Origin of the sequence: Myxococcus guangdongensis (genome assembly GCF_024198255.1) — a bacterium.
GTDB classification, from domain to species: Bacteria; Myxococcota; Myxococcia; order Myxococcales; family Myxococcaceae; genus Myxococcus; species Myxococcus guangdongensis.
Map to the genome: position 1 here is coordinate 226,469 of NZ_JAJVKW010000008.1, position 18,915 is coordinate 245,383.

At 70.2% G+C, this 18,915-nt stretch carries 17 protein-coding genes; 4 read left to right on the forward strand and 13 right to left on the reverse strand.

Features of this window, described 5'->3' with window-relative positions:
• Positions 1–18: 18 nt before the first annotated feature.
• Positions 19–894, reverse strand: a complete 876-nt coding sequence (locus LXT21_RS24845; protein WP_254040664.1) for a dioxygenase family protein — start codon at positions 892–894, stop codon at positions 19–21.
• Between the two features lie 141 nt (positions 895–1,035).
• Here LXT21_RS24845 and LXT21_RS24850 point away from each other — a divergent pair, with 141 nt between their 5' ends.
• Positions 1,036–2,673, forward strand: a complete 1,638-nt coding sequence (locus LXT21_RS24850) for a sigma 54-interacting transcriptional regulator (protein WP_254040665.1) — start codon at positions 1,036–1,038, stop codon at positions 2,671–2,673.
• A gap of 9 nt (positions 2,674–2,682) precedes the next feature.
• Here the strand turns inward: LXT21_RS24850 and LXT21_RS24855 are convergent, their stop codons facing one another.
• From LXT21_RS24855 to LXT21_RS24885, 7 genes are all read right to left on the reverse strand, one after another.
• Positions 2,683–3,420, reverse strand: coding sequence for a DUF1751 domain-containing protein (locus LXT21_RS24855; RefSeq protein ID WP_254040666.1), 738 nt, complete (start codon positions 3,418–3,420; stop codon positions 2,683–2,685).
• A gap of 143 nt (positions 3,421–3,563) precedes the next feature.
• Complete coding sequence (locus LXT21_RS24860) at positions 3,564–3,767, reverse strand: hypothetical protein (RefSeq protein ID WP_254040667.1); 204 nt, start codon at positions 3,765–3,767, stop codon at positions 3,564–3,566.
• Between the two features lie 216 nt (positions 3,768–3,983).
• Entirely contained in the window at positions 3,984–4,202 is a 219-nt protein-coding gene (locus LXT21_RS24865) for a hypothetical protein (RefSeq protein ID WP_254040867.1), read from the reverse strand.
• A gap of 32 nt (positions 4,203–4,234) precedes the next feature.
• Positions 4,235–5,431, reverse strand: a complete 1,197-nt coding sequence (locus LXT21_RS24870; RefSeq protein WP_254040668.1) for an acetyl-CoA C-acetyltransferase — start codon at positions 5,429–5,431, stop codon at positions 4,235–4,237.
• A 66-nt stretch (positions 5,432–5,497) separates the two neighbouring features.
• On the reverse strand, positions 5,498–6,145 hold the full coding sequence (locus LXT21_RS24875) for a hypothetical protein (RefSeq protein ID WP_254040669.1): 648 nt from the start codon (positions 6,143–6,145) through the stop codon (positions 5,498–5,500).
• Positions 6,146–6,238: 93 nt separating this feature from the next.
• A complete protein-coding gene (locus tag LXT21_RS24880; protein ID WP_254040670.1) occupies positions 6,239–6,895 on the reverse strand; it encodes a 2-hydroxychromene-2-carboxylate isomerase in 657 nt (218 codons plus the stop codon).
• Positions 6,896–7,559: 664 nt separating this feature from the next.
• Complete coding sequence (locus tag LXT21_RS24885; protein ID WP_254040868.1) at positions 7,560–11,135, reverse strand: protein kinase domain-containing protein; 3,576 nt, start codon at positions 11,133–11,135, stop codon at positions 7,560–7,562.
• Between the two features lie 340 nt (positions 11,136–11,475).
• Here LXT21_RS24885 and LXT21_RS24890 point away from each other — a divergent pair, with 340 nt between their 5' ends.
• Together LXT21_RS24890 and LXT21_RS24895 are read left to right on the forward strand one after the other, a co-directional pair.
• A complete protein-coding gene (locus LXT21_RS24890) occupies positions 11,476–11,775 on the forward strand; it encodes a hypothetical protein (RefSeq protein WP_254040671.1) in 300 nt (99 codons plus the stop codon).
• A gap of 146 nt (positions 11,776–11,921) precedes the next feature.
• Positions 11,922–12,338 (forward strand): response regulator, encoded by a 417-nt coding sequence (locus LXT21_RS24895; RefSeq protein ID WP_254040672.1) that lies wholly within the window; start codon positions 11,922–11,924, stop codon positions 12,336–12,338.
• 2 nt (positions 12,339–12,340) lie between these two features.
• Here LXT21_RS24895 and uraH read toward each other — a convergent pair whose 3' ends face one another.
• The 5 genes from uraH to LXT21_RS24920 are packed head-to-tail and all read right to left on the reverse strand — an operon-like array spanning position 12,341 to position 17,047.
• Positions 12,341–12,685 (reverse strand): hydroxyisourate hydrolase, encoded by a 345-nt coding sequence (gene uraH, locus LXT21_RS24900; protein ID WP_254040673.1) that lies wholly within the window; start codon positions 12,683–12,685, stop codon positions 12,341–12,343.
• Positions 12,682–13,191, reverse strand: a complete 510-nt coding sequence (gene uraD / locus LXT21_RS24905; protein WP_254040674.1) for a 2-oxo-4-hydroxy-4-carboxy-5-ureidoimidazoline decarboxylase — start codon at positions 13,189–13,191, stop codon at positions 12,682–12,684. Before uraD ends, uraH begins: the two co-directional genes overlap by 4 nt.
• Positions 13,188–14,210: an allantoicase gene (alc, locus tag LXT21_RS24910; protein WP_254040675.1), complete on the reverse strand. Its 1,023-nt coding sequence runs from the start codon at positions 14,208–14,210 to the stop codon at positions 13,188–13,190. The genes uraD and alc overlap by 4 nt, the downstream gene beginning before the upstream one ends.
• Positions 14,211–14,237: 27 nt before the next feature.
• Positions 14,238–15,605, reverse strand: a complete 1,368-nt coding sequence (gene allB, locus LXT21_RS24915; RefSeq protein WP_254040676.1) for an allantoinase AllB — start codon at positions 15,603–15,605, stop codon at positions 14,238–14,240.
• Positions 15,602–17,047, reverse strand: coding sequence for an FAD/NAD(P)-binding protein (locus LXT21_RS24920; protein ID WP_254040677.1), 1,446 nt, complete (start codon positions 17,045–17,047; stop codon positions 15,602–15,604). Before LXT21_RS24920 ends, allB begins: the two co-directional genes overlap by 4 nt.
• Positions 17,048–17,259: 212 nt before the next feature.
• Here LXT21_RS24920 and pruA point away from each other — a divergent pair, with 212 nt between their 5' ends.
• Positions 17,260–18,915, forward strand: a complete 1,656-nt coding sequence (gene pruA, locus LXT21_RS24925; protein WP_254040678.1) for an L-glutamate gamma-semialdehyde dehydrogenase — start codon at positions 17,260–17,262, stop codon at positions 18,913–18,915.

An 18,915-nucleotide genomic window follows, 5' to 3' on the forward strand; every position in this document is an offset into this window, starting at 1 on the left:
GAATGATGAACTGCGGGTTCAGGCGCGCAGCGCGAAGCTGCGCATGGACAAAGTTCCGTGATGGAAGCCCTCGAACACGGGGGTGATGCGGTCTTCGGCGAGGGCGGCTCCGAGGACGAAGTACAGCGGCAACAAATGCTCGGCCCTTGGATGCGCGAGCGTCGCATTCGGTGCATCCAACCATGATTGAAGCCCCGTGAAGTCGCGCGCCTCCAGCTTCTGCGCGACCCACGTGTCGAACGACTGCGCCCACGGCTCCGGGGACGCGTCCTTCTGATGGAAATTCACCCGGCGCAGGTTGTGGACGATGCCACCACTGCCCATCAGCAGCACGCCTTCCTGACGCAGCGGCCGCAGCACCTCGCCCATCCGCGCGATGTCCGCCGCGCTCGCGCCCAGCGGCATCGACACCTGCACCACCGGCAACGTCGCGCGTGGAAACGTGTGAAGCAGCGGTACCCACGCGCCGTGGTCCAGCCCGCGCTCGCCATCCGCGACGGCCTTCAGGCCCGCGGACTTCAGCCGGCCCACCACCTCCGAGGCCAGCGCGGGCGCGCCCGGCACCGCGTAGCGCAGCTGGTACAGCGCGTTCGGAAAACCGTAGAAGTCATAGACGAGCGGCGGCCGCTCGCTGGCGGTGACGCGCACCTCGCCGGGCGTCTCCCAGTGCGCGGAGACGACGACGAGCGCCTTCGCCGTCGACACGCCCTCGCCGAAGCCCTTGAGCGCTCGCGGGTACGCGTCCGTGTCCAGCGCCACCATCGGCGAGCCGTGGGAGACGAAGAGCGCAGGGGCCTTCGCCTGGCCGCTCGCCGAGCCCGTGCCCAGCGCGCCCGCCACCCCGGCCGCCGCCATGCCCTGCAGCACTCCTCGCCTGTCCAAGCCGCCTCCCATGATGGCGCCTTCTACTGCAACCCCAGGACCAACGTCCCCGGGATTCCAACCCCCTGAAATGACTCCCACCCCGCAACCTGTCGTGCAGGAAACATCTCAAAACGATAGAGAGAGGCATCACTTTGGAAGGAGCGGGACACCGTGGCGGGTCAATTCGAGCTGGGGCTGGGCGAGCTCTTGTCCTTCGAACCGGGGGGCGGGCTCATCCACTTCGCGGGGCAGCGGGTGCTGCTCATGGACCCGGTGGCGTTGGGGTTGCTGCGCAAGGAGCTGGTGAACCTGATGGGGATGACGGCCGCGCGGGGCATCTTCACGCGGCTGGGCTACGCGCACGGCTGGCGCACGGCGGAGGCGATGAAGGGGGCGGTGCCCTGGACGGACGAGTCCTTGTGGCGCCGCGCGGGCGGGCGGCTGCACACGCTGCAGGGCCAGGTGCGGGTGGAGAAGGTGGAGCGCAAGCCCGAGGAGGGCCCGGAGCCCTTCGCCGAGGCGCAGTGGCGCGACTCGTACGAGGCCGAGCAGCACCTGTTGCACCTGGGCCGCGCGGACCACCCGGTGTGCTGGAGCCTCACCGGCTTCGCGTCCGGCTACATGAGCTACGTCAACGGCCGCGAAATCTACTGCACGGAGATGCGCTGCGTGGGCCAGGGGGACGCGGCGTGCCACATCGTCGGCCGCCCGTCGGAGGAGTGGAGCACCGAGTGCAAGGAGGTGCTGCGCTTCTATGAGACGCAGTGCATGGAGGGCGTGCTCGCGCAGGTGACGGACGCGCTGAAGCAGGCGGAGCGCAAGCTGCGCGCCAAGCGCCAGTCGCTCGCGCGCGCGGGCGTGACGGAGGACCCGGCCGGCATGGTGGCGCGCGCGGAGGCCATGCAGCGGGTCATCAACCTGGGGCGCCGCGCGGCGAAGGTGGACTCCACGGTGCTCGTCACCGGTGAGAGCGGCGTGGGCAAGGAGCGCATCGCCCGCCTCATCCACGACGAGTCCACGCGCGCGCACAAGGCCTTCGTCGCCGTCAACTGCGCCGCCGTCACCGAGAGCCTGCTGGAGAGCGAGCTGTTCGGCCACGTGAAGGGCGCCTTCACCGGCGCGACGCACGACAGGCCGGGCCTCTTCGAGGCCGCGCACGGTGGCACCCTCTTCCTGGATGAAGTGGGCGAGGTGCCGGCCTCCATGCAGGCCAAGCTCTTGCGCGCGCTGCAGGAGAAGGAGGTGCGGCGCGTGGGAGAGAACACCAGCCGCAAGGTGGACGTGCGCGTGGTGGCCGCCACCAACCGCGAGCTGAGCGAAGAGGTGAAGGCTGGCCGCTTCCGCCAGGACCTCTACTACCGCCTGCGCGTCATCGAGCTGCGCATCCCGCCCTTGCGCGAGCGGCGCGAGGACATCCTGCCCCTGGCCCGGCTGTTGCTCGCCGAGGCCGCGGAGCGACTGGGCCGCAAGGTGTCGGGCCTGTCACCGGACGCCGCCGACCAGCTCCTGCGCTACGAGTGGCCCGGCAACGTGCGCGAGCTGGGCAACGCCCTGGAGCGCGCGGTGGCCCTGTGCGAGGGAAGCCGCGTGGAGCGCGAGGACCTGCCGGAGGAGGTGCGGGCCGCGCCGCCGAGCCTGGTGCCCAGCGGCAACCCGCGCAGGCTCGAGGACATGGAGAAGGAGTACATCCTCGCGGTGCTGGCGCAGAACGCGGGCAACCGCTCACGCACCGCCGAGCAGCTCGACATCGGCGTGGCCACGCTCTACCGCAAGCTCAAGCAGTACGGCCACCCGGAGGCGGCCCACTGACGCCGCGGCTCAGTTCAGGTACTGGTCGCGGTCCGGCTTGTCCTTGTTCTTGCCCACCACGTGCAGGTGCTTGGAGCGGTCCTTCAGCTGACGCTGCAGCCGCCAGTGCTGCAGCTGCAGCATGAAGCGCTTGGGGCTGGCGCCCTTGACGTAGGCGAACACCAGCACCAGCGCGACGACGTGCGGCAGCTGGCTCAGGAAGCCCGCCGTCAGCACGCGCAGCACCACGAAGCCCGCGCCGATGCCGGCGAAGGCGTTGCCCGACAGGGGGATGCCCCAGAAGTTCGTCTGCCCCTTGCCGATGACCAGGCCGTAGGCGACCCACAGCACCGAGCCCATCACCCAGCCGCCCTGGTAGCCCGCGGGCAGCGGCATGAAGAGCCCCACCACGCCCAGCACGTAGCCGGCGAGCGCCGTGCAGCCCACCGCCACCATCACGAGCCGCTTCGCGCCCCAGTAGCTCTCCAGCCACCCGCCGATGGACCACAGGAGCAGCGCGCCGAAGAGGATGCTGAACGGCTCGCTCTCGATGAAGGCGTAGGTGAAGGGCTGCCAGAGGAAGAAGTTGTTGAAGACGGTGTTCGGCGACAGCAGCAGGAGCACGCTGTTGCCCGCGCCCTGGTAGCGCAGCACCAGGAAGAGCACGGAGCCCGCCACCAGGCCCACCGCCAGCTTGGACGCCGTGGTCTCCAGGCCGGGGACCCCACCACCGCCACCCCGGCCGCCGAAGCTGCGCATCGGTCGCATTCATTCCTCCACTACGGGCTCGACAAGTCGACCAAAGGTGGTGGAACCCCGCCTGCTTCGCAACCCCAAACGACGAAGGGCGCCCCACCCGGTCCCGGGAGAGCGCCCTCGTACGTCGACGTCCAGCGTCGCGAACCGCCGAATCAGGCCGACTTCGCGCGGTAGAAAATCGTGATGGTCAGACAGTGGAACTCCTTGTCCGAGGACTGGGTCACCACCTTGTCCACCACCTCGATGTTGACCAGATTCTCCTTGAGCCACTTGGTGATGTTCTCACCCATGTTCTCGCGATCACGCGCGAGCGTGGTGGAGAACACCTTGACTCCCGTGAAGCTCGTAACGCCCATTCCGACCCTCGTCTCAAGCTGAGATTCTGGACGTTTACCCCGAGACGATTCCGCTATCAAGAAACGGGCCCGATTTACCGGCCTTGAGCGGTCCTGGTGGCCCCACCCCGGCCCCTCCCTGGCGCCAAGGCGCCCACCGTCACGCAGCGGACATCCCGGGCCCTCCTGCGGGCCAGGACCTCGCGCGGGTGGACGCCCACGCGAGGCCCGCGTGCGTCACGGGCGGGCGGCGGCGGCCCGACGGTTCTGACAGGAGACCTCGTCCTTGCAGGCGGGGCCGATGCCCTCCGGGTGGGCGGTGAGGGGCGTCTTGTCGCTCTCCTCCACGCCGCACACGACACACTTGCGCTTGCGGTTGCGGCGCTCGGCCCGACGCTGCTCGGCGATGGCCTTGGCCCGCTCGCGGGCCGTCTTCGCATCCACCTCGTTCGTCATCTCGCGTCCCGGTTGGAAGTCGTGTTCGGGCATCAGAGCGCCTCGACCAACACGGCGATGCCCTGGCCGCCCCCGATGCAGGCGGAGCCGATACCATAGCGTCCACCGCGACGCTTGAGCTCATAGACGAGCGTCGTGGTGATGCGCGCGCCGGACGCGCCCAGCGGGTGGCCCACGGCGATGGCGCCGCCGTTGACGTTGGTGCGCTCGCGCGGCAGCCCCAGCTCCTTCTCCACCGCCAGGTACTGGGGCGCGAAGGCCTCGTTCACCTCGAACAGGTCCACGTCGGAAAGCTTCGCCTGCGCGCGCTCGAGCAGCTGGCGGATGGCGGGCGCCGGGCCGATGCCCATCACCTTCGGGTCACACCCGGACACGCCCCAGTTCACCAGCCGGGCGATGGGCTTCAGGCCGTGCTTCTCCACGAAGCTGCCCGTCGCCATCACCATGCTGCCGGCGCCGTCGCAGATGCCGCTGGCCGCGCCCGCGTGCACCACGCCGTCCTTCTTGAAGACCTTGGGCAGCTTGCGCAGGCCCTCCACCGTCGTCTCCGGGCGGTTGTGCTCGTCCTTGGAGACGATGACGTCGCCCTTCTTGCCCTTGAGGGTGACGGGCGCGATTTCGTCCTGGAAGCGGCCCGCCTCCTGCGCGGCGGCGAAGCGCTTCTGCGTGAGCACCGCGTACTCGTCCACCTGGTCCTGGGTGAGCGCGTAGTCCACCGCGAGCTGCTCGGCGGTGAGCGCCATGGGCTGGCCGGTGTAGCTGTCCGTCAGCGCCGTCCAGAGCATGTCCTCCAGGCTGCCCTTGCCCAAGGGCAGGCCCCAGCGGGCGCCGCGGATGACGTGGGGCGCCTGGCTCATGGACTCGGTGCCGCCGGCCAGCACGCAGCTCGCCTGCCCGGTGAGCATCAGCTCCGCCGCGGTGACGAACGCCTGGAAGCCGGAGCCGCACAGGCGGTTGACGCCCAGGGCCGGCACGGGGACGGGCACGCCCGTCTTCAGGCCCACGTGACGGGGCAGGTAGATGGCATCCGCGCTCGTCTGCACCACGTTGCCGTACACGACGTGCTGCACCAGCTCCGGAGACACCTTCGACTGGGCGAAAGCGGCCTTCGCGGACTCCACGGCCAGGTCGGTGGCGCTCAGGTCCTTCAGGCTGCCGCCATAGGTGCCGAACGGGGTGCGCTTGCCGGAAAGAAAGAAGATTTCCTCGGTCTTGGACACGCTCTTCATGGTGCTCGTCTACCTACTCCCAAGGGGCGCGCGGTGCACGCGCGCAGTGAGTGTTCTGGCGGGGTTTCAGGCCGCGCGCCGTCCCAGGAAGGCGCTGGCGACGATGGCAAGCGCCATCACCGTCCACAACAGACCTTGCAGGTTCTGCCGGCGTATCTCCTTCCGGCCGAGCCCGCGATACCAGGAACGTCCGGCCTCCACCCGACCTTCCCACGAGAAGTCCCCGGCGGGCGTCAGGCCCTCCATGCGGCGCAGGTGGGCGCGCAGCAGCCGGTCGGGCGGAGCGTCCGCCAGTGAACCGCTGCGGTAGACGCCGGGCACGTCCAGGGCGGGCCGGCGATAACCGGCGGTGATGACGAAGCCTTCCGGGGCCAGGGGGGTGAGGAAGTAGAGGCGGGGTTCCCCGTCCGCCGTCTGGTACACGGTGGCGAAGGCGCGCTCGGTGGGGTGGGCCCAGTCGTAGGAGCGCGTGGCCTTCTGGAGTGGCGGCTTCTCCTCGTGGCTGCCGAGCGCCACGAAGCCCAGGGCCTGCAGGTGGATGGAGACCTGCGCCAGCTCCAGGGGCAGGTCCATCTGGTCCGCGGGGGCCTCGGGCTCCACGCGGACGCGGTGGGGGAAGAGGAACAGCACGGCGCGCCAGAAGTTGAGCGCCAGGAGGACGATGGCGAGGACGAGACCCGCGACGACGATGCCCAGCTCGGCGAGGACGTTCATTCGGTGAGCACCTGGAGACGTGGCCCGCCCCCAGGGGCTTCGGCCAGCGGGGCACCCTAGCGCAAACTCCAGGTGCTTTCGCACCGCGGCGATTCAGCGGCGGGACGCGGTCGCCGGCAGGGAGCGCCAGCGCTCCAGGTCCACGCCCTGCAGCGGGTCCTTGCCCTCGAGGAAGCGCTCCAGGTGGCCCAGCGAGTCGACGCCGAAGAACAGCTCGTCGCCCACGAAGACGGTGGGCACGCCGAACGCGCCCGAGGCGACGGCCTCCTCGGTGTTGCGGCGCAGGCGGTCCTTGATGTCCTGACGGCCGGCGGCCTCGAGCAGCGCGGGGGCGTCGAGGCCCGCGGCGCGCAGGGCCACGGAGACCTGCTCGGGCGTCTCCACGCCCTTCCCTCCGCCCCAGGCCTCCGCGTAGAGGGCCGACACCAGCCGGGCGCGGGCCTCCAGGTCATCCACGGCGGCCGTCACGCGCAAGGAGAGCAGCGGGACGAACGGGTGCGAGGGCGGAGGGCCGAAGGGCACGCCCAGCTCATGGGCGATGCGGTAGGTGTGCTTGAAGATGTAGCCGCGCTTGGCGGGGACCTCCGCGGGGCCGATGTTGCCGGTGGCGTTGAGCACGCCCGCGAGCAGCACGGGGACGGGCTCCAGCACGCGGCCGTGGCGCGCGGCGATGGCGGGCATGCGCGTCCACGCGAGGTAGGCATAGGGAGAGAGATAGTCGAAACAGAAGCGCAGGGGCGGGGGGACCATGCCGCGCACTCTACCCTCCCCGCGCGGGCCGTTCGCGGTGACACCTGTGCGTGACGTGAGGCGGCGCACCTTTCGGTCATGCGAGGAAGGCCCCCGCGCCGCGCGGCACACGCACAGCGTCCCCTCATGGGCCGCCGCGGAGGAGCGCTGCTTACGACGGCTCCTCGCATCGCTCGCCTCACTTCGTCACGACACAGGCATGAGCCCGCAAGCGGCGCCTCGAACACTCCACTGAGCCTCCACATGTTGCCGGGGCCATACTCCGTCGGAGGAGACGCGGCACTTCACGTGGCCTGCGCGATGCGTCGAGCAATCCGAGGCTTCTCGCCTTGCCAAGGCGCGCCGTACTCCTCCGGAGGTGCGGCACGTCACGTGACCTCCGCGAGGCTTCGAGCACTCCGTCGAGGCTCCGCGCTTTGACAGGGCGCACCGTACTCAGTCGGAGGTGCGGCACGTCACGTGACCTCCGCGAGACTTCGAGCACTCCGTTGAGGCCCCGCGCTTTGATGGAGCGTTCCGTCCGTGATGCGGCCACCTCACGCAAGTCGTCTCAAGCGCTCCGTCGGGACTCCGCGCTGCGCTGGAGCGCACCTCGCAGCGACGCCGCCTGAGCCAGCAGGCAGGAGCGTTGCGTACGTGATGCGGTCACTTCACGCGAGCCGGCTCAAGCACTTCGTCGGGACTCCGCGCTGCGCTGGAGCGCACCTCGCAGCGACGTCGCCTGAGCCAGCAGATTGGAGGCACGCGCCTCGGTGAAGGCCATCTCCGCCGCCGTCAACTCCGCCACCGCCGCCTCCATCGTCATCGCCCGCTCCGCGAGCGCCAGGCGCACGTGCCCCACTTGCAGCACGTTGCCCGTCAGCTCCGCCAGCGCGAGCGCGCGCTTGAGGTGCGTCAGTCCATCCTCGCCCGGCAGCAGCGCGGCCATCGCCCTGCGCGCCAGCACCTCGTCCCAGGGATTCGCCAGCACCGGGTCCATCGACCGCGACAGCGCCGTCTGCGCCGCCTCGCGCGCCGCCTCCAGATGCCCCTGCTCGCGCTCGAAGCGCGACTGGTAGACGCGCAGCAACGTCTCCATCCGGAGGCCACTCTCGCGCGCCGCCGTCAGCGCACGGGGCAGCGACTGACGCACCGCCGCCGCATCCTCGAACAACACGTCCCGGCACGCCTGGTACGTCTGCACGTGGCACTGCAGCCAACGGTCCTCCGGCAGCACCCGCGCCAGCGCCTCGCCGCGCGCCACCACCGCCGCCACGTGCTCGTGCTCGCCACGCTCCAGGTAATAAGGCGGCGTGAAGATGGCCAGGTTGCGCTCCATCAACCGGGGATTGCCCAGCCGGCGCACCAAATCACTCTTCTCCGTGAACGCCGGCACGAAGGCCGCCGCGTCCCCCGTGAAGGCCGCGCGCGTCACCACCGTGAACAGGTGGAAGGCCCGCACATCGATGAAGCCGTGGGCCTCCGCCACCGCGTAGCCATCCCGCGTCGCCTGCGCATCCAGCGGCTCGCCGCGCAGCGCCAGGTTCATGTTCATCATGTAGCCACCCATCCCCAACGCCCACGCCAGGCGCCGAGGCAGCCGGCCCATCACCTCACGCAGCCCGCGCAGCCGCGTGAGCTGCTCGAACTGCGCCTCCACCACGCCCGCCGACCGCCCCGTGTACGCGCTGAGCACCGCCGGCGCCAACAACGTCGCGGCCCGGTACGGCGACACCTCCGGCTGCTCGCGCCGCACCCGCTCCAACAACGCGTCCAGGTCCTTCGTGCGTCCGACGATGGCCAACGCCATCGCCTGGAGGATGCGCAGCTCCGCCTGCTTCCAGAAGATGTCCGCGGGCGCCACCTGCGCGTCCGCCTCGCGCTCGCGGAACAGCTCCCTCAATCGCGCCGGCCGCTCGTCCTCGGGCGCCGAGCACGCCACGTCGAGCTGCGCGAGCGCCACCCGCCGCCCCTCCTCCAAATCCACCGTCGACGCCCAGTGCGCGAAGAGCTTCTCCGAGAAGGCCAGCGAGCTGGGCGGGTCACTCGCGTAGCCCACCTCCACCAGCGTCACCCAGATGCGCAGCAGCAACCGGTCACGGCCCGGGAAGTCCGGCGCGGACTCCAACAGCGTGGAGGCCTCCTTCAAGAGCAGCGTCGCCTCCAGCAACGCCTGCGCCTCCATGGCCGCGCGCCCCGCCTCGAGCAACGGCCCAATCGCCAGCTCCGGCTCCGACGAGCGCAGGTAATGCCACCCCACCGTGCGCGTCAGGTCCGGCCGCTGCGAGTAGAGCGTCTGCAGCGCCAGCGCCACCCGCGCATGCGCCGCGCGCCGCTCGTCCTCCGACGTGCTGTCGTAGACGGCCTGGTGCACGGTGTCGTGCGTGAAGACGTACCGACCCTCCTCCTCCTGGAGGAACTGCCGCTCCACGATTCCATCCAGCACCGCGAACAGCTCCGACTCCGGCAGGTCCGCCAGCGCCCGCACCATGGGCAGCTCCAGGCTGCGCCCCGCCGGCGCCAGACGCCTCAAGAGCGACACCTGCTCCACCGGCGCGGAGGACAGACGCTCGAGCACCGCCGCCTGGATGCTCCCGGGCAAGGGCCGCGTGTCCAGCCCCTCCTCCGCCGTCCAACGCCCACCCACGCGCGTCAGCGCGCCCTCCTCCACCAACGCGCGCAGACACTCGGTGGCGAAGAACGCGTTGCCCCCCGTCGTCTCGTGCAGCCGCGCGACGAAGCTCTCCGGCACCTCCAGTCCCGGCAGCGCCAGCCCCACCAGCGTGCCCACGTGCTCGGCCGCCAGCGGTTCCAAATCCATGCGCCAGGTGAGCTTCTCGTCCACCGTCTGGAACGCCAGGCTCAGCCGGCTCAGCTCCCCCGAGCGGAACGTGCACACCACCATGCCGCGCGTGCCGTGCAGCGCGCGGATGAGCACGTTGAGCACCTCCAGCGACGCGGTGTCCGCCCAGTGCAGGTCCTCGAAGCACAGGACGAACGTCATCCGCTTGCCCAGCCCCTGCACCCACTCCGCCAGCGCGCCGAAGAACCCCAGCTTCTCCTCGCCCGGCACCTGCGCCACGCCCGAGCCCTCCGCCGACATCGCGGGCAACAGCCTCGCGAGCCTCGGAGACAGCCGCTCCATCACCTCCGTGGGCGTGTGCGGAATCAGCGCGCGCAGCGCCTGCGCGATGGGCGTCAGCGGCGCCTGCCCCTCCGCCCGGCACTGCCCACGTCCGAACGGCAGCTCCGCCAGCTTCGCCTGCAGCTCGAACTCCTGCAGCAGCCGCGTCTTGCCCACGCCCGCCGGAGCGCCCAGCAGCACCGCGCGCGACTGGCCCCAGTCCGCCTCGGCCAGCCCGTTCATCAGCGACTCCAGCTCCGCCGCGCGCCCCACCACCTCCGGCACGTGCAGGTAGCTGGAGCGCGCCGACAGCGGCTCCTCCGGCATCGGCTCGCCGCTGGCGTGGCACAACGCCTCCATCAGCTCGCCGGCGTCCTGGAAGCGCTCGCGCGGGTCCTTCGCCAACAACAGGAGGATGATCTCCTCCAGCTGCGGGTCCACCGGCCCCAGCGAGGACGGCTTCGGCGGCGGACGCGTCAGGTGCTCGGCGAGCAGCGCCGCGGGCGTGTTGCGCTTGAAGGGCAGCTTCCCCGTCACCAGGTAGTACGCCATCACCCCCAGCGAGTAGAGGTCGGCGCGTCCGTCGATGCTCGCGCCGCGCTGCCACTCGGGGGCCAGGTACTCCAGCGTGCCCTTGAGCTTGCCGGGGCTCGGGGTGCCCAGCTGGTGCATCACCCCGAAGTCCATCAGCTTCACCGCGCCCGAGCGGGTGATGCGCACGTTGCTCGCCTTGATGTCGCAGTGCACGTACAGGCGCGAGTGGATGAACGCCAGCACCTGCGCCATCTGGATGAGCACCCGGTACAGCGTGCGCGTGTCCAGCGGGGACTCTCGCGCCAGCGTGCTCAAGTCCTGCCCGTCCACCACCTCCATGGTGATGAAGCGGTTGCCGGCCTCCGTCATCCCCCAGTCGAACACCTTCAGCGTGCCGGGGTGCTGCAGCTTCTTCATCGCGAAGAACTCGTGCCGGAACATCAGCACCAGCTCCTCCGTCTTCGCCGCCGTCAGCCCCGCGGGGACCTGCATCTCCTTGAGCGCAACCTTGCGCCGCTCGTGCAGGTCCTCCGCCAGCCAGATGCGGCCCATGCCGCCCTCGCCCAGCAGGCCCTCCACCCGGTAGCGCCCCGTCACCACCATCCCGAGCTCCAACGAGCGTCGCGCGCCCGCGGCGTCCCCCGGCAGGGTGACGGGCGTGCGGATGCGCTCCCCCCACGTGCTGCTCGGAGGACGGCTGCGCTCGTCCAGGACGGTTGTCTTCTCTTCGTCGCTCACGAAGGCGGGACCGGAAGGTCGGCAGAATCCAGAAGTCGATGGAATATCACGTTTCCATGTATCGGACACACTCCGACGACACGGAAGAAACCCCTGCCCCCCACCGCCCAGGCAGGCGGCCTGATATCCGCCAGCACTTGTCCCGCGCATCCGCACTTCGGAGGTTGAGTCGGGCAGGCGACACCCACACCCAGGCAGGTGCAACATGGCGGGCACTCCTCGTGGACCCAACGACACGCGGCCGACGCGCGGGGACTTCCCGCCGAGGAATCGCGGCCAGGTCGAGGACGCGCTGGATGAGGGCGCGCGCGCGGTGAGTCGTTGGCTCGCGGACGGGGGCGCCGAGGACGTGGACCCCACGCGCGACACGGACTGGGAGGCCCGCGTGGGGCGCGGGGAGGAGTGGACAAACGAGCAGGTACCCGAGCGCGAGGCGCGCGGCGACGAGGAGCCTGACTCGGAGGTGTCCCGTCGAGGCCTGGCGAATCCCCCGCCCGAGGAGTAGGCCTCGCCGTGCCCGCCTGGCCTTGTACCTCCGTCCAGGGGTGGGGGCAGACCCCTTGCGACGGCGGGCACGGTGCGGTGATGCTCGTGGTTTCGGACGGTCGCCGCCCCACGGCGCGCCGACGGCACTGGAGGAGCCCGAGCACCGTGAAGCCCAAGGTCCTCATCGTCGAGAACTCGTGGACGATGCGCGAGACACTGCGCCTGCTGTTGTCCGGGGACTTCGACTGCACCGTGGCGTCGAGCGGCGAGGAGGGCCTGACGAAGGCCCTGGCCCAGCCCCCGGACCTGCTCCTGTCCGACGTGAACATGGAGGGCATGGACGGGTACGAGCTGTGCCGCCGCTTCCGGCAGGAGCCCTCGCTCCAGCACATCCCCGTCGTCTTCGTCAGCGGATTCGCGCCCCGCTCGGACAGCGACGCGAGCCTGCCCGTGCCGGATGCCTATCTGGTCAAGCCCGTGAAGCCCGCCCTGCTCATCGCCGAAATCCACGCGCTGCTGCGCCGCGGGAGCGCGCCCGTGTCGACGACGGCGCCCACCGCGCAGGTCGTCACCAAGGCCTGAGGTCAGCTCCCCCGGTAGGTGGAGTAGCCGAACGGACTGAGCAACAGCGGCACGTGGTAGTGCTCGTCGGGCGCCGCCAGCTCGAAGACGACGGACACCGACGGATAGAAGCCCTTCAGCCCAAGCGAGCGGAAGTACGCGCCCGTGTCGAAGGACATCCGGTAGACGCCGGGCTCCACGCGGGCGCCCGCGGGCAGGAAGTCGCGCACGCGGCCGTCGTCGTTGGTGACGCCCTGGGCCAGTTCCTTCCAGTCGCCGTGCGCCCCCTGCATCTCCAGGGTGATGGGAACACCGGAGGCCGGGAGGCCGCGGTGGGTGTCGAGGACATGGGTGGACAGGGTGCTCATGACGCCAGCAGCTTCTCCAATCGGATGCGGGTGATCTTCGCCTGCTCACCGGCGGCGATGCGCAGCTCCTCGTCCGGGGCGTTGCCCAGGCGCGCGCGCAACAGGCCGAGCATCTCCTGAGCGCTCTTGCCCGTAGCACACACGAGGAAGATGAAGCCGAAGCGCTGCTCGTAGGCCTTGTTGCCGTCGGCCAGGCCCTGGAGCACCTCCTCGCCCGCGCTGCTCACCCCGCCCTGCTCCTGCGAGGACCAGTTCGCGGTGGCGGCGAACTTCGCGCGCAGCGAGGCCACGTCGCCGATGCGCGGGTGATGCGTGAAGGCCTCGCGCCAGTCCTCCGGGCCCGTCCGGCTCCACTGCTGGGAGGCCTCGGAGAACAGGTGCTCCGCATCACGGAAGGGCCGCGCCTTCGTCATCGCCTCCGCCCAGCGCGAGGCGCCGCAGCAGCGCGTGAGCTCCGCGCGCGCCTCGTCGGTGGACAGCGTGTTGAGTCGCTCGAGCGCGCTCACGCCGGACGTCCGTGGATGAGCAGCCGGCTGACTCCGCCGTCGGGGAAGATTTTCAGGCGCACGTGGGTGAAGGGCCCCTTCGCCTTCAGCTCGGGCTCGAAGTGGTGACGGTGGTCCGCCTGGAGCTTCGTGCGCGGCAACAGCTCCGTCCACGCCAGGTCGTGCGCGTTGGCGAAGTCCACCAGCGGCTCGCGCAGGTAGAGACCTTCGAGTGACGCGCTCTCCGGGAAGTTGCCCTTGTAGAAGGCGGTGTCCACCTCCACGCGCTCGATGGTGCCGGGCACGGCCAGCTTCACCACGATCCAGTCGAAGCCCGGCAGCAGGCGCTTGCGGCGCGTCTCCCAGCCCTCGCCCATGTTGGCCGCGCGGCCCGGCAGGATGAGGTTGTCCTTGGTGCCGAAGAACGCGTCGTTGCAGGCCACCACCGTGCCGCCGTTCTCCGCCGCCGCCAGGTCCACCGCGCCCTTCTCGCGCGTCAGCCGCGCCAGGTCCGGCCGCACCTCGCCGTGCACACGGAAGCGCGCCACGCCGCCGTCCGGGTAGATGTTCAGGCGCAGGTGCGTCCAGCGCCGCTCGTCGGGGATGGCGAAGAGGTTGCGCGTGCCGCCCTGCAGCTTGAGCTGCGGGAGGATGCGCGTCCACGCCGCGTCCACCAGCGACTCGGGCGACGGCGAGCCCTCCACCTCCAGCGCGTCCACCGAGGCGTACTCGGGGAAGTTGCCCAGGAAGTGGTTCGTGTCGATGTCCACGCCGCGAATCACGCCGGGCAAGCCGAGCTTCAGGATGCACCAGTCGTGGCCGGGCACGCGCTTGCGGCGCGACTCCCAGCCGTCCATCCACTTACCCTGCTCGGTGTACTTGTCCGGGATGAAGACGCCTCGGCCGGGCTTGAGCAGGTTCTCCTTGCCGGCGAAGAACTCATCGCTGGCCAGCAGCGCCTGTCCGCCGACCTTCTCCGCGGCCAGGTCGATGAGCTCCGTGAAGCCGACGCGCAGCTTCCCCTCTTCGGGTGCATGCATTTTCGTGTGTCTCCAGATGGAATGAGTTCAGGCGGCGATGCGCGCCGAGGACGGCCGGCGCACCCAGCTTCCCGTGGGGCGCGGGAAGGGCTGCCCGCGCTCATAGATGGTCTCTCCGCGCAGCAGCGTACGCTCCACCACGCCCGCGAGCGTCCTGCCCGCGTACGGCGTCAGCGGATGCCGGTGCTGGAGCCGCGCCGGCTCGACGGAGAAGGTGGCCTCGGGGTCGAACACCACGAGGTCCGCGTCCGCGCCCGGTACGAGCGAGCCCTTCGTGCCGCGCAGGCCCACCAGTCGGGCCGGCGCCTCGCACATCCAGCGCACGAGCGACTCCAGGCCATGACCCCGCCTGCGGGCCTCGGTCCAGACGGCGGACAGGCTGAGCTGCAGCGACGCGATGCCGCCCCACGCCGCGCCGAAGTCACCGCGCTCCAACAGCTTGAGCGCGGGCGTACAGGGCGAGTGGTCCGACACCACCAGCTCGATGTCCCCGCGCGCGAGCCCCTCCCACAGGCGCTCGCGGTTCTCCGCCTCGCGGATGGGCGGCGCGCACTTGAAGTGGGTGGCGCCGTCTTCGATCTCCTCGGCGGTGAAGCTCAGGTAGTGCGGGCACGTCTCCACCGACACGTCCAACCCATCGCGCCGAGCATCGATGAGCAGCGGCAACGCGTCCGCCGAGGACAGGTGCACGATGTGCACGCGGCAGCGGTGCTTTCGCGCCAGCTCCATCATCATTCGGATGGCGTCCTGCTCCCAGCTGCGCGGCCGGGACTCGAGATACGCGCGATAGGTGCGAGCCCCCTCGGCGCGAACCTCCGGAAGCGGTGACTCCAGCTCCGCGTGCACGATGAGCGGCACGCCGCGCCGCGCGAGAATCGGCATGGCCACATCGAGCACCGCGCGGTCGGCGGGCGGAAACTCATCCACACCGGAGGGGCACAGGAAGCACTTGAAGCCCGCGATGCCCGCGTCGATGAGCGCCTCCAACTCGCCCGCGTTGCCGGGGATCACGCCGCCCCAGAAGCCGTGGTCCACCTGACTCGCGCCCCGGGCCGCGTCCGCCTTGAGCTTCAGCGCCTCGAGCGTGGTGGTGGGCGGCAGCGAGTTGAGCGGCATGTCCACCACGGTGGTGATGCCTCCGGCCGCCGCCGCGCGCGTGGCGGTCTCGAAGCCCTCCCACTCGGTGCGGCCGGGCTCGTTGATGTGCGCGTGGCAGTCCACCACGCCGGGCATCACCACGTGGTGGCCCACGTCCGTCACCGACAGCGCGCCGAGCGCCTCGGAGGGCCCGGCCACCTTCTCCACGCGGCCGTCCTTCACCACCACCACCGCCTCGCGCAGCCCACCGCCCGCCAGCACCCGGCGACTGCGCAGCCCGAACTCACCCCTGCTCATGGCTCGAATTCCCTCTCGTCGAAGCATTCCAGGGAGCGGAAGAACGCGTCCCGGTCATCCAGGTAGAGCTGCCGCGTCACGCCCGCCGTCAGCTTGGGCAGGCTGTACTTCATGCCGGAGATGCTCGCGCCGCCGAAGCCCAGCGAGAGCAGGCACCCGAAGGTGTAGTTGAAGATGGCGCCCAGGTACGGCGCGCGCCCCGGGTGCTTCTCCTGGAGCTCGAAGCCCGGCCCCAGGTACGGGTGGCGCAGCAGGTCCGCGTGCGACTGGCCCTCGGGCGGCGTGAAGCGGTCCTTCCAGAGCGCGATGTCCGCGTGCACGTTCGCCAGCTCCGGCCGCAGCGACAGGTCCGTCACCGTGCCGCTGCCGACGATGAGCTTGTCGAAGGTGTACTGGCCCTGCGGGGTGGTGATGCGGGCCTGACCATCCACCACTTCGGCGTCCAGCCACGGGCTCTGGGCGTGCAGGTGGAACTGGGGATAAGCGCACGCGCGACGGTAGGTGTCCGCTGGGGGCAGTTGCCCCATCTCGAAGATGCGGTGGATGAAGCGCCACTTGTCCGCGTCCGGCAGGTCCGCGTGGTGCTTGAGGAAGCCGACGAACTCCGCCCAGCGGTACGGGTTGATGCACGGCAGCGACTTGCGCCGGTAGAACAGGTGCACCTCGCCCGCGCCGTGCTCCAGCGCGACGGAGGCGTTGTCGAACGCGGACGCCCCCGCGCCGAGCACGCCCACCTTGCGGCCACGCAGCGCCTCGAAGTCGATGTCCTCGCGCGTCTGCGCGTACAGCTCGCGCGGCAGGTTCGCCACGATGGCCGGGACCTCCCAGCGCCCCGAGCCGTCGATGCCAGTGGCGAGCACCACCTTGCGCACGAAGAGGACCTCGGTGGCGCCGGTGCGCAGGTCCTCCAGCGGCACGTGGAAGCAGTCGTCCTCCGCGCTCCACGTCAGCGCGCCTGCTCGCGAGCGGCAGCGCACGGGGATGTTCAGCGTGCGCCGATACCAGCCGAGGAAGTCCGCCCACAGCTCCTTGGGGATGCGCTCCAGCGACGTCCAGGCGGCCTCGCCATACTGGGCCTCGAACCAGGACTGGAAGCTGAGGTTGGGCAGGTTGTGGTCCGGCCCGGTGAGGTGCTTGGGCGTGCGCAGCGTGTGCATGCGCGCGAATGTCTTCCACGGCCCCGCGCGGTCCTGCTCGCCGTCGTCCACCACGAGCAGGTTCGTCACCTTCTCGCGCAAGAGCCCGAAGGCGGCGGTGAGGCCGCTCTGCCCTCCGCCGATGATGAGCACATCCAGCACGGCCCTGCCGTCACGGGTGTGTCGCGGGAGCACCCAGGAGCGCTTGGGGTACTCCAGCCGCTCGAGGTCCTTGCGGAGCGCGTCCTCCAGGGCGGAGAGGCCGGGAGGAGGCGGCATCGCGGGGCTCGGAGGCGGGATGCGCATGCCTCCATCGTAACCGCGCGCTATGTCGCCCGGTCAATGTGCCCCCCTCCCAGGGTATGGGTCGACCGAGGGGTGTGGAGGGAAATAGCCGGGCGCGTCAGGGGTTGACAGCGGGTGTCCGGGCGCAGACGACGGCCCGCTTCGACGCTTCCCCGGAGGAGCCGGTTGGTTATGCTCCCCCGCCCTTTTCGCGCCGTCCCGAGGTCATTCGCGTGATCAACGCCTTCCCCCGCGTCCCGGCTCCCCGCAACGAGCCCATCCTCCCCTACTCGCCCGGTTCGCCCGAGCGCCGCGAGCTCCAGACGACGCTCAAGCGCATGAGCGGCGAGCAGATTGAAATCCCGCTCATCATCGGCGGCAAGCAGGTGCGCAGCGGCAAGACGGACACGGTGCGCATGCCCCACCGGCACTCGCACGTGCTGGCCACGCTGCACGAGGCGGACGCGAGCCACGTGGAGCAGGCCATCCAGGCGGGCCTCGCGGTGAAGGAGGACTGGGCTCGGATGTCGTTCTCCTCGCGCGCGGCCATCTTCCTGCGCGCAGCCGAGCTGCTCGCCACGCGCTACCGCCCCATCATCAACGCGTCCACCATGCTGGGTCAGTCGAAGACGGCCCACCAGGCGGAGATTGACGCCGCGTGCGAGGCCATCGACTTCCTGCGCTACAACGTCCACTTCGCCGAGCAGATTCTCGCCATCCAGCCGGAGTCCTCGCCGCAGACGTGGAACATGTTGGACTACCGTCCGCTGGACGGCTTCGTGTTCGCGGTGGCGCCGTTCAACTTCACGTCCATCGCGATGAACCTGTGCACCGCGCCCGCGCTGATGGGCAACGTGGTGCTGTTCAAGCCGTCGTCCACGTCGGCGCTGAGCGCCTGGTACTTCATGGAGCTGCTGCGCGAGGCGGGCCTGCCTGACGGCGTCATCAACATGCTCAACGGGGACGGGCCCACGGTGGGCAACCCCACGCTGGCCAGCCCCCACCTGGGCGGCATCCACTTCACCGGCTCCACGCCGACGTTCAACACCATGTGGAAGACGGTGGGGGAGAACATCGGCAAGTACAAGCAGTACCCCCGGCTGGTGGGGGAGACGGGCGGCAAGGACTTCATCGTGGCGCACGCGTCCGCGGCGGACGACGTGGAGGCGCTCGCGGTGGCCATCGTGCGCGGTGGCTACGAGTACCAGGGCCAGAAGTGCTCGGCGGCCAGCCGCGTGTACGTGCCCGAGTCGCTGTGGACGAAGCTCAAGCCCCGGCTGCAGGGGCTCATCGGCGACATCCGCATGGGCGACGTGACGGACTTCCGCAACTTCATGGGCGCCGTCATCGACGAGAAGTCCTTCAAGAAGGTCTCCTCGTACATCGAGCTGGCGAAGCAGGACAAGGACGCGAGCATCGTCGCGGGTGGCGAGACGGACCGGAAGGAGGGCTGGTTCGTGAAGCCCACGCTGGTGCAGTTGCAGGACCCGCGTCACCGCATCATGCGCGAGGAGGTCTTCGCGCCGCTGGTCGGCGTGCACGTGTACCCGGATGGGAAGTACGTGGAGACGCTGCGCGAGGTGGACCAGAGCGCGACGTACGCGCTGACGGGGGCCATCTTCGGGCGGGACCGCAAGGCCATCGACACGGCGATGAGCGAGCTGCGGCACGCGGCGGGCAACATCTACATCAACGACAAGCCCACGGGCGCGGTGGTGGGACAGCAGCCCTTCGGTGGTTCGCGCGCGTCGGGGACGAACGACAAGGCGGGCTCGCTGCTCAACCTCATCCGCTGGACGAGTCCTCGGACGGTGAAGGAGAACTTCGCCCCGCCGACGAAGGTGCCGTATCCGTTCATGGACAGCGACCCCCACGATGGGGGTATCTAG

Bases quoted from the DNA above. Each gene is read 5' to 3' on its own strand.
- alc (WP_254040675.1), bottom strand. From the start codon at position 14,210: ATGCATGCACCCGAAGAGGGGAAGCTGCGCGTCGGCTTCACGGAGCTC.
- allB (WP_254040676.1), bottom strand. From the start codon at position 15,605: ATGAGCAGGGGTGAGTTCGGGCTGCGCAGTCGCCGGGTGCTGGCGGGC.
- LXT21_RS24890 (WP_254040671.1), top strand. From the start codon at position 11,476: ATGGCGGGCACTCCTCGTGGACCCAACGACACGCGGCCGACGCGCGGG.
- uraH (WP_254040673.1), bottom strand. From the start codon at position 12,685: ATGAGCACCCTGTCCACCCATGTCCTCGACACCCACCGCGGCCTCCCG.
- LXT21_RS24920 (WP_254040677.1), bottom strand. From the start codon at position 17,047: ATGCGCATCCCGCCTCCGAGCCCCGCGATGCCGCCTCCTCCCGGCCTC.
- LXT21_RS24860 (WP_254040667.1), bottom strand. From the start codon at position 3,767: ATGGGCGTTACGAGCTTCACGGGAGTCAAGGTGTTCTCCACCACGCTC.
- LXT21_RS24875 (WP_254040669.1), bottom strand. From the start codon at position 6,145: ATGAACGTCCTCGCCGAGCTGGGCATCGTCGTCGCGGGTCTCGTCCTC.
- LXT21_RS24845 (WP_254040664.1), bottom strand. From the start codon at position 894: ATGGGAGGCGGCTTGGACAGGCGAGGAGTGCTGCAGGGCATGGCGGCG.
- LXT21_RS24865 (WP_254040867.1), bottom strand. From the start codon at position 4,202: ATGACGAACGAGGTGGATGCGAAGACGGCCCGCGAGCGGGCCAAGGCC.
- LXT21_RS24855 (WP_254040666.1), bottom strand. From the start codon at position 3,420: ATGCGACCGATGCGCAGCTTCGGCGGCCGGGGTGGCGGTGGTGGGGTC.
- LXT21_RS24885 (WP_254040868.1), bottom strand. From the start codon at position 11,135: ATGGTGGTGACGGGGCGCTACCGGGTGGAGGGCCTGCTGGGCGAGGGC.
- LXT21_RS24880 (WP_254040670.1), bottom strand. From the start codon at position 6,895: ATGGTCCCCCCGCCCCTGCGCTTCTGTTTCGACTATCTCTCTCCCTAT.
- LXT21_RS24870 (WP_254040668.1), bottom strand. From the start codon at position 5,431: ATGAAGAGCGTGTCCAAGACCGAGGAAATCTTCTTTCTTTCCGGCAAG.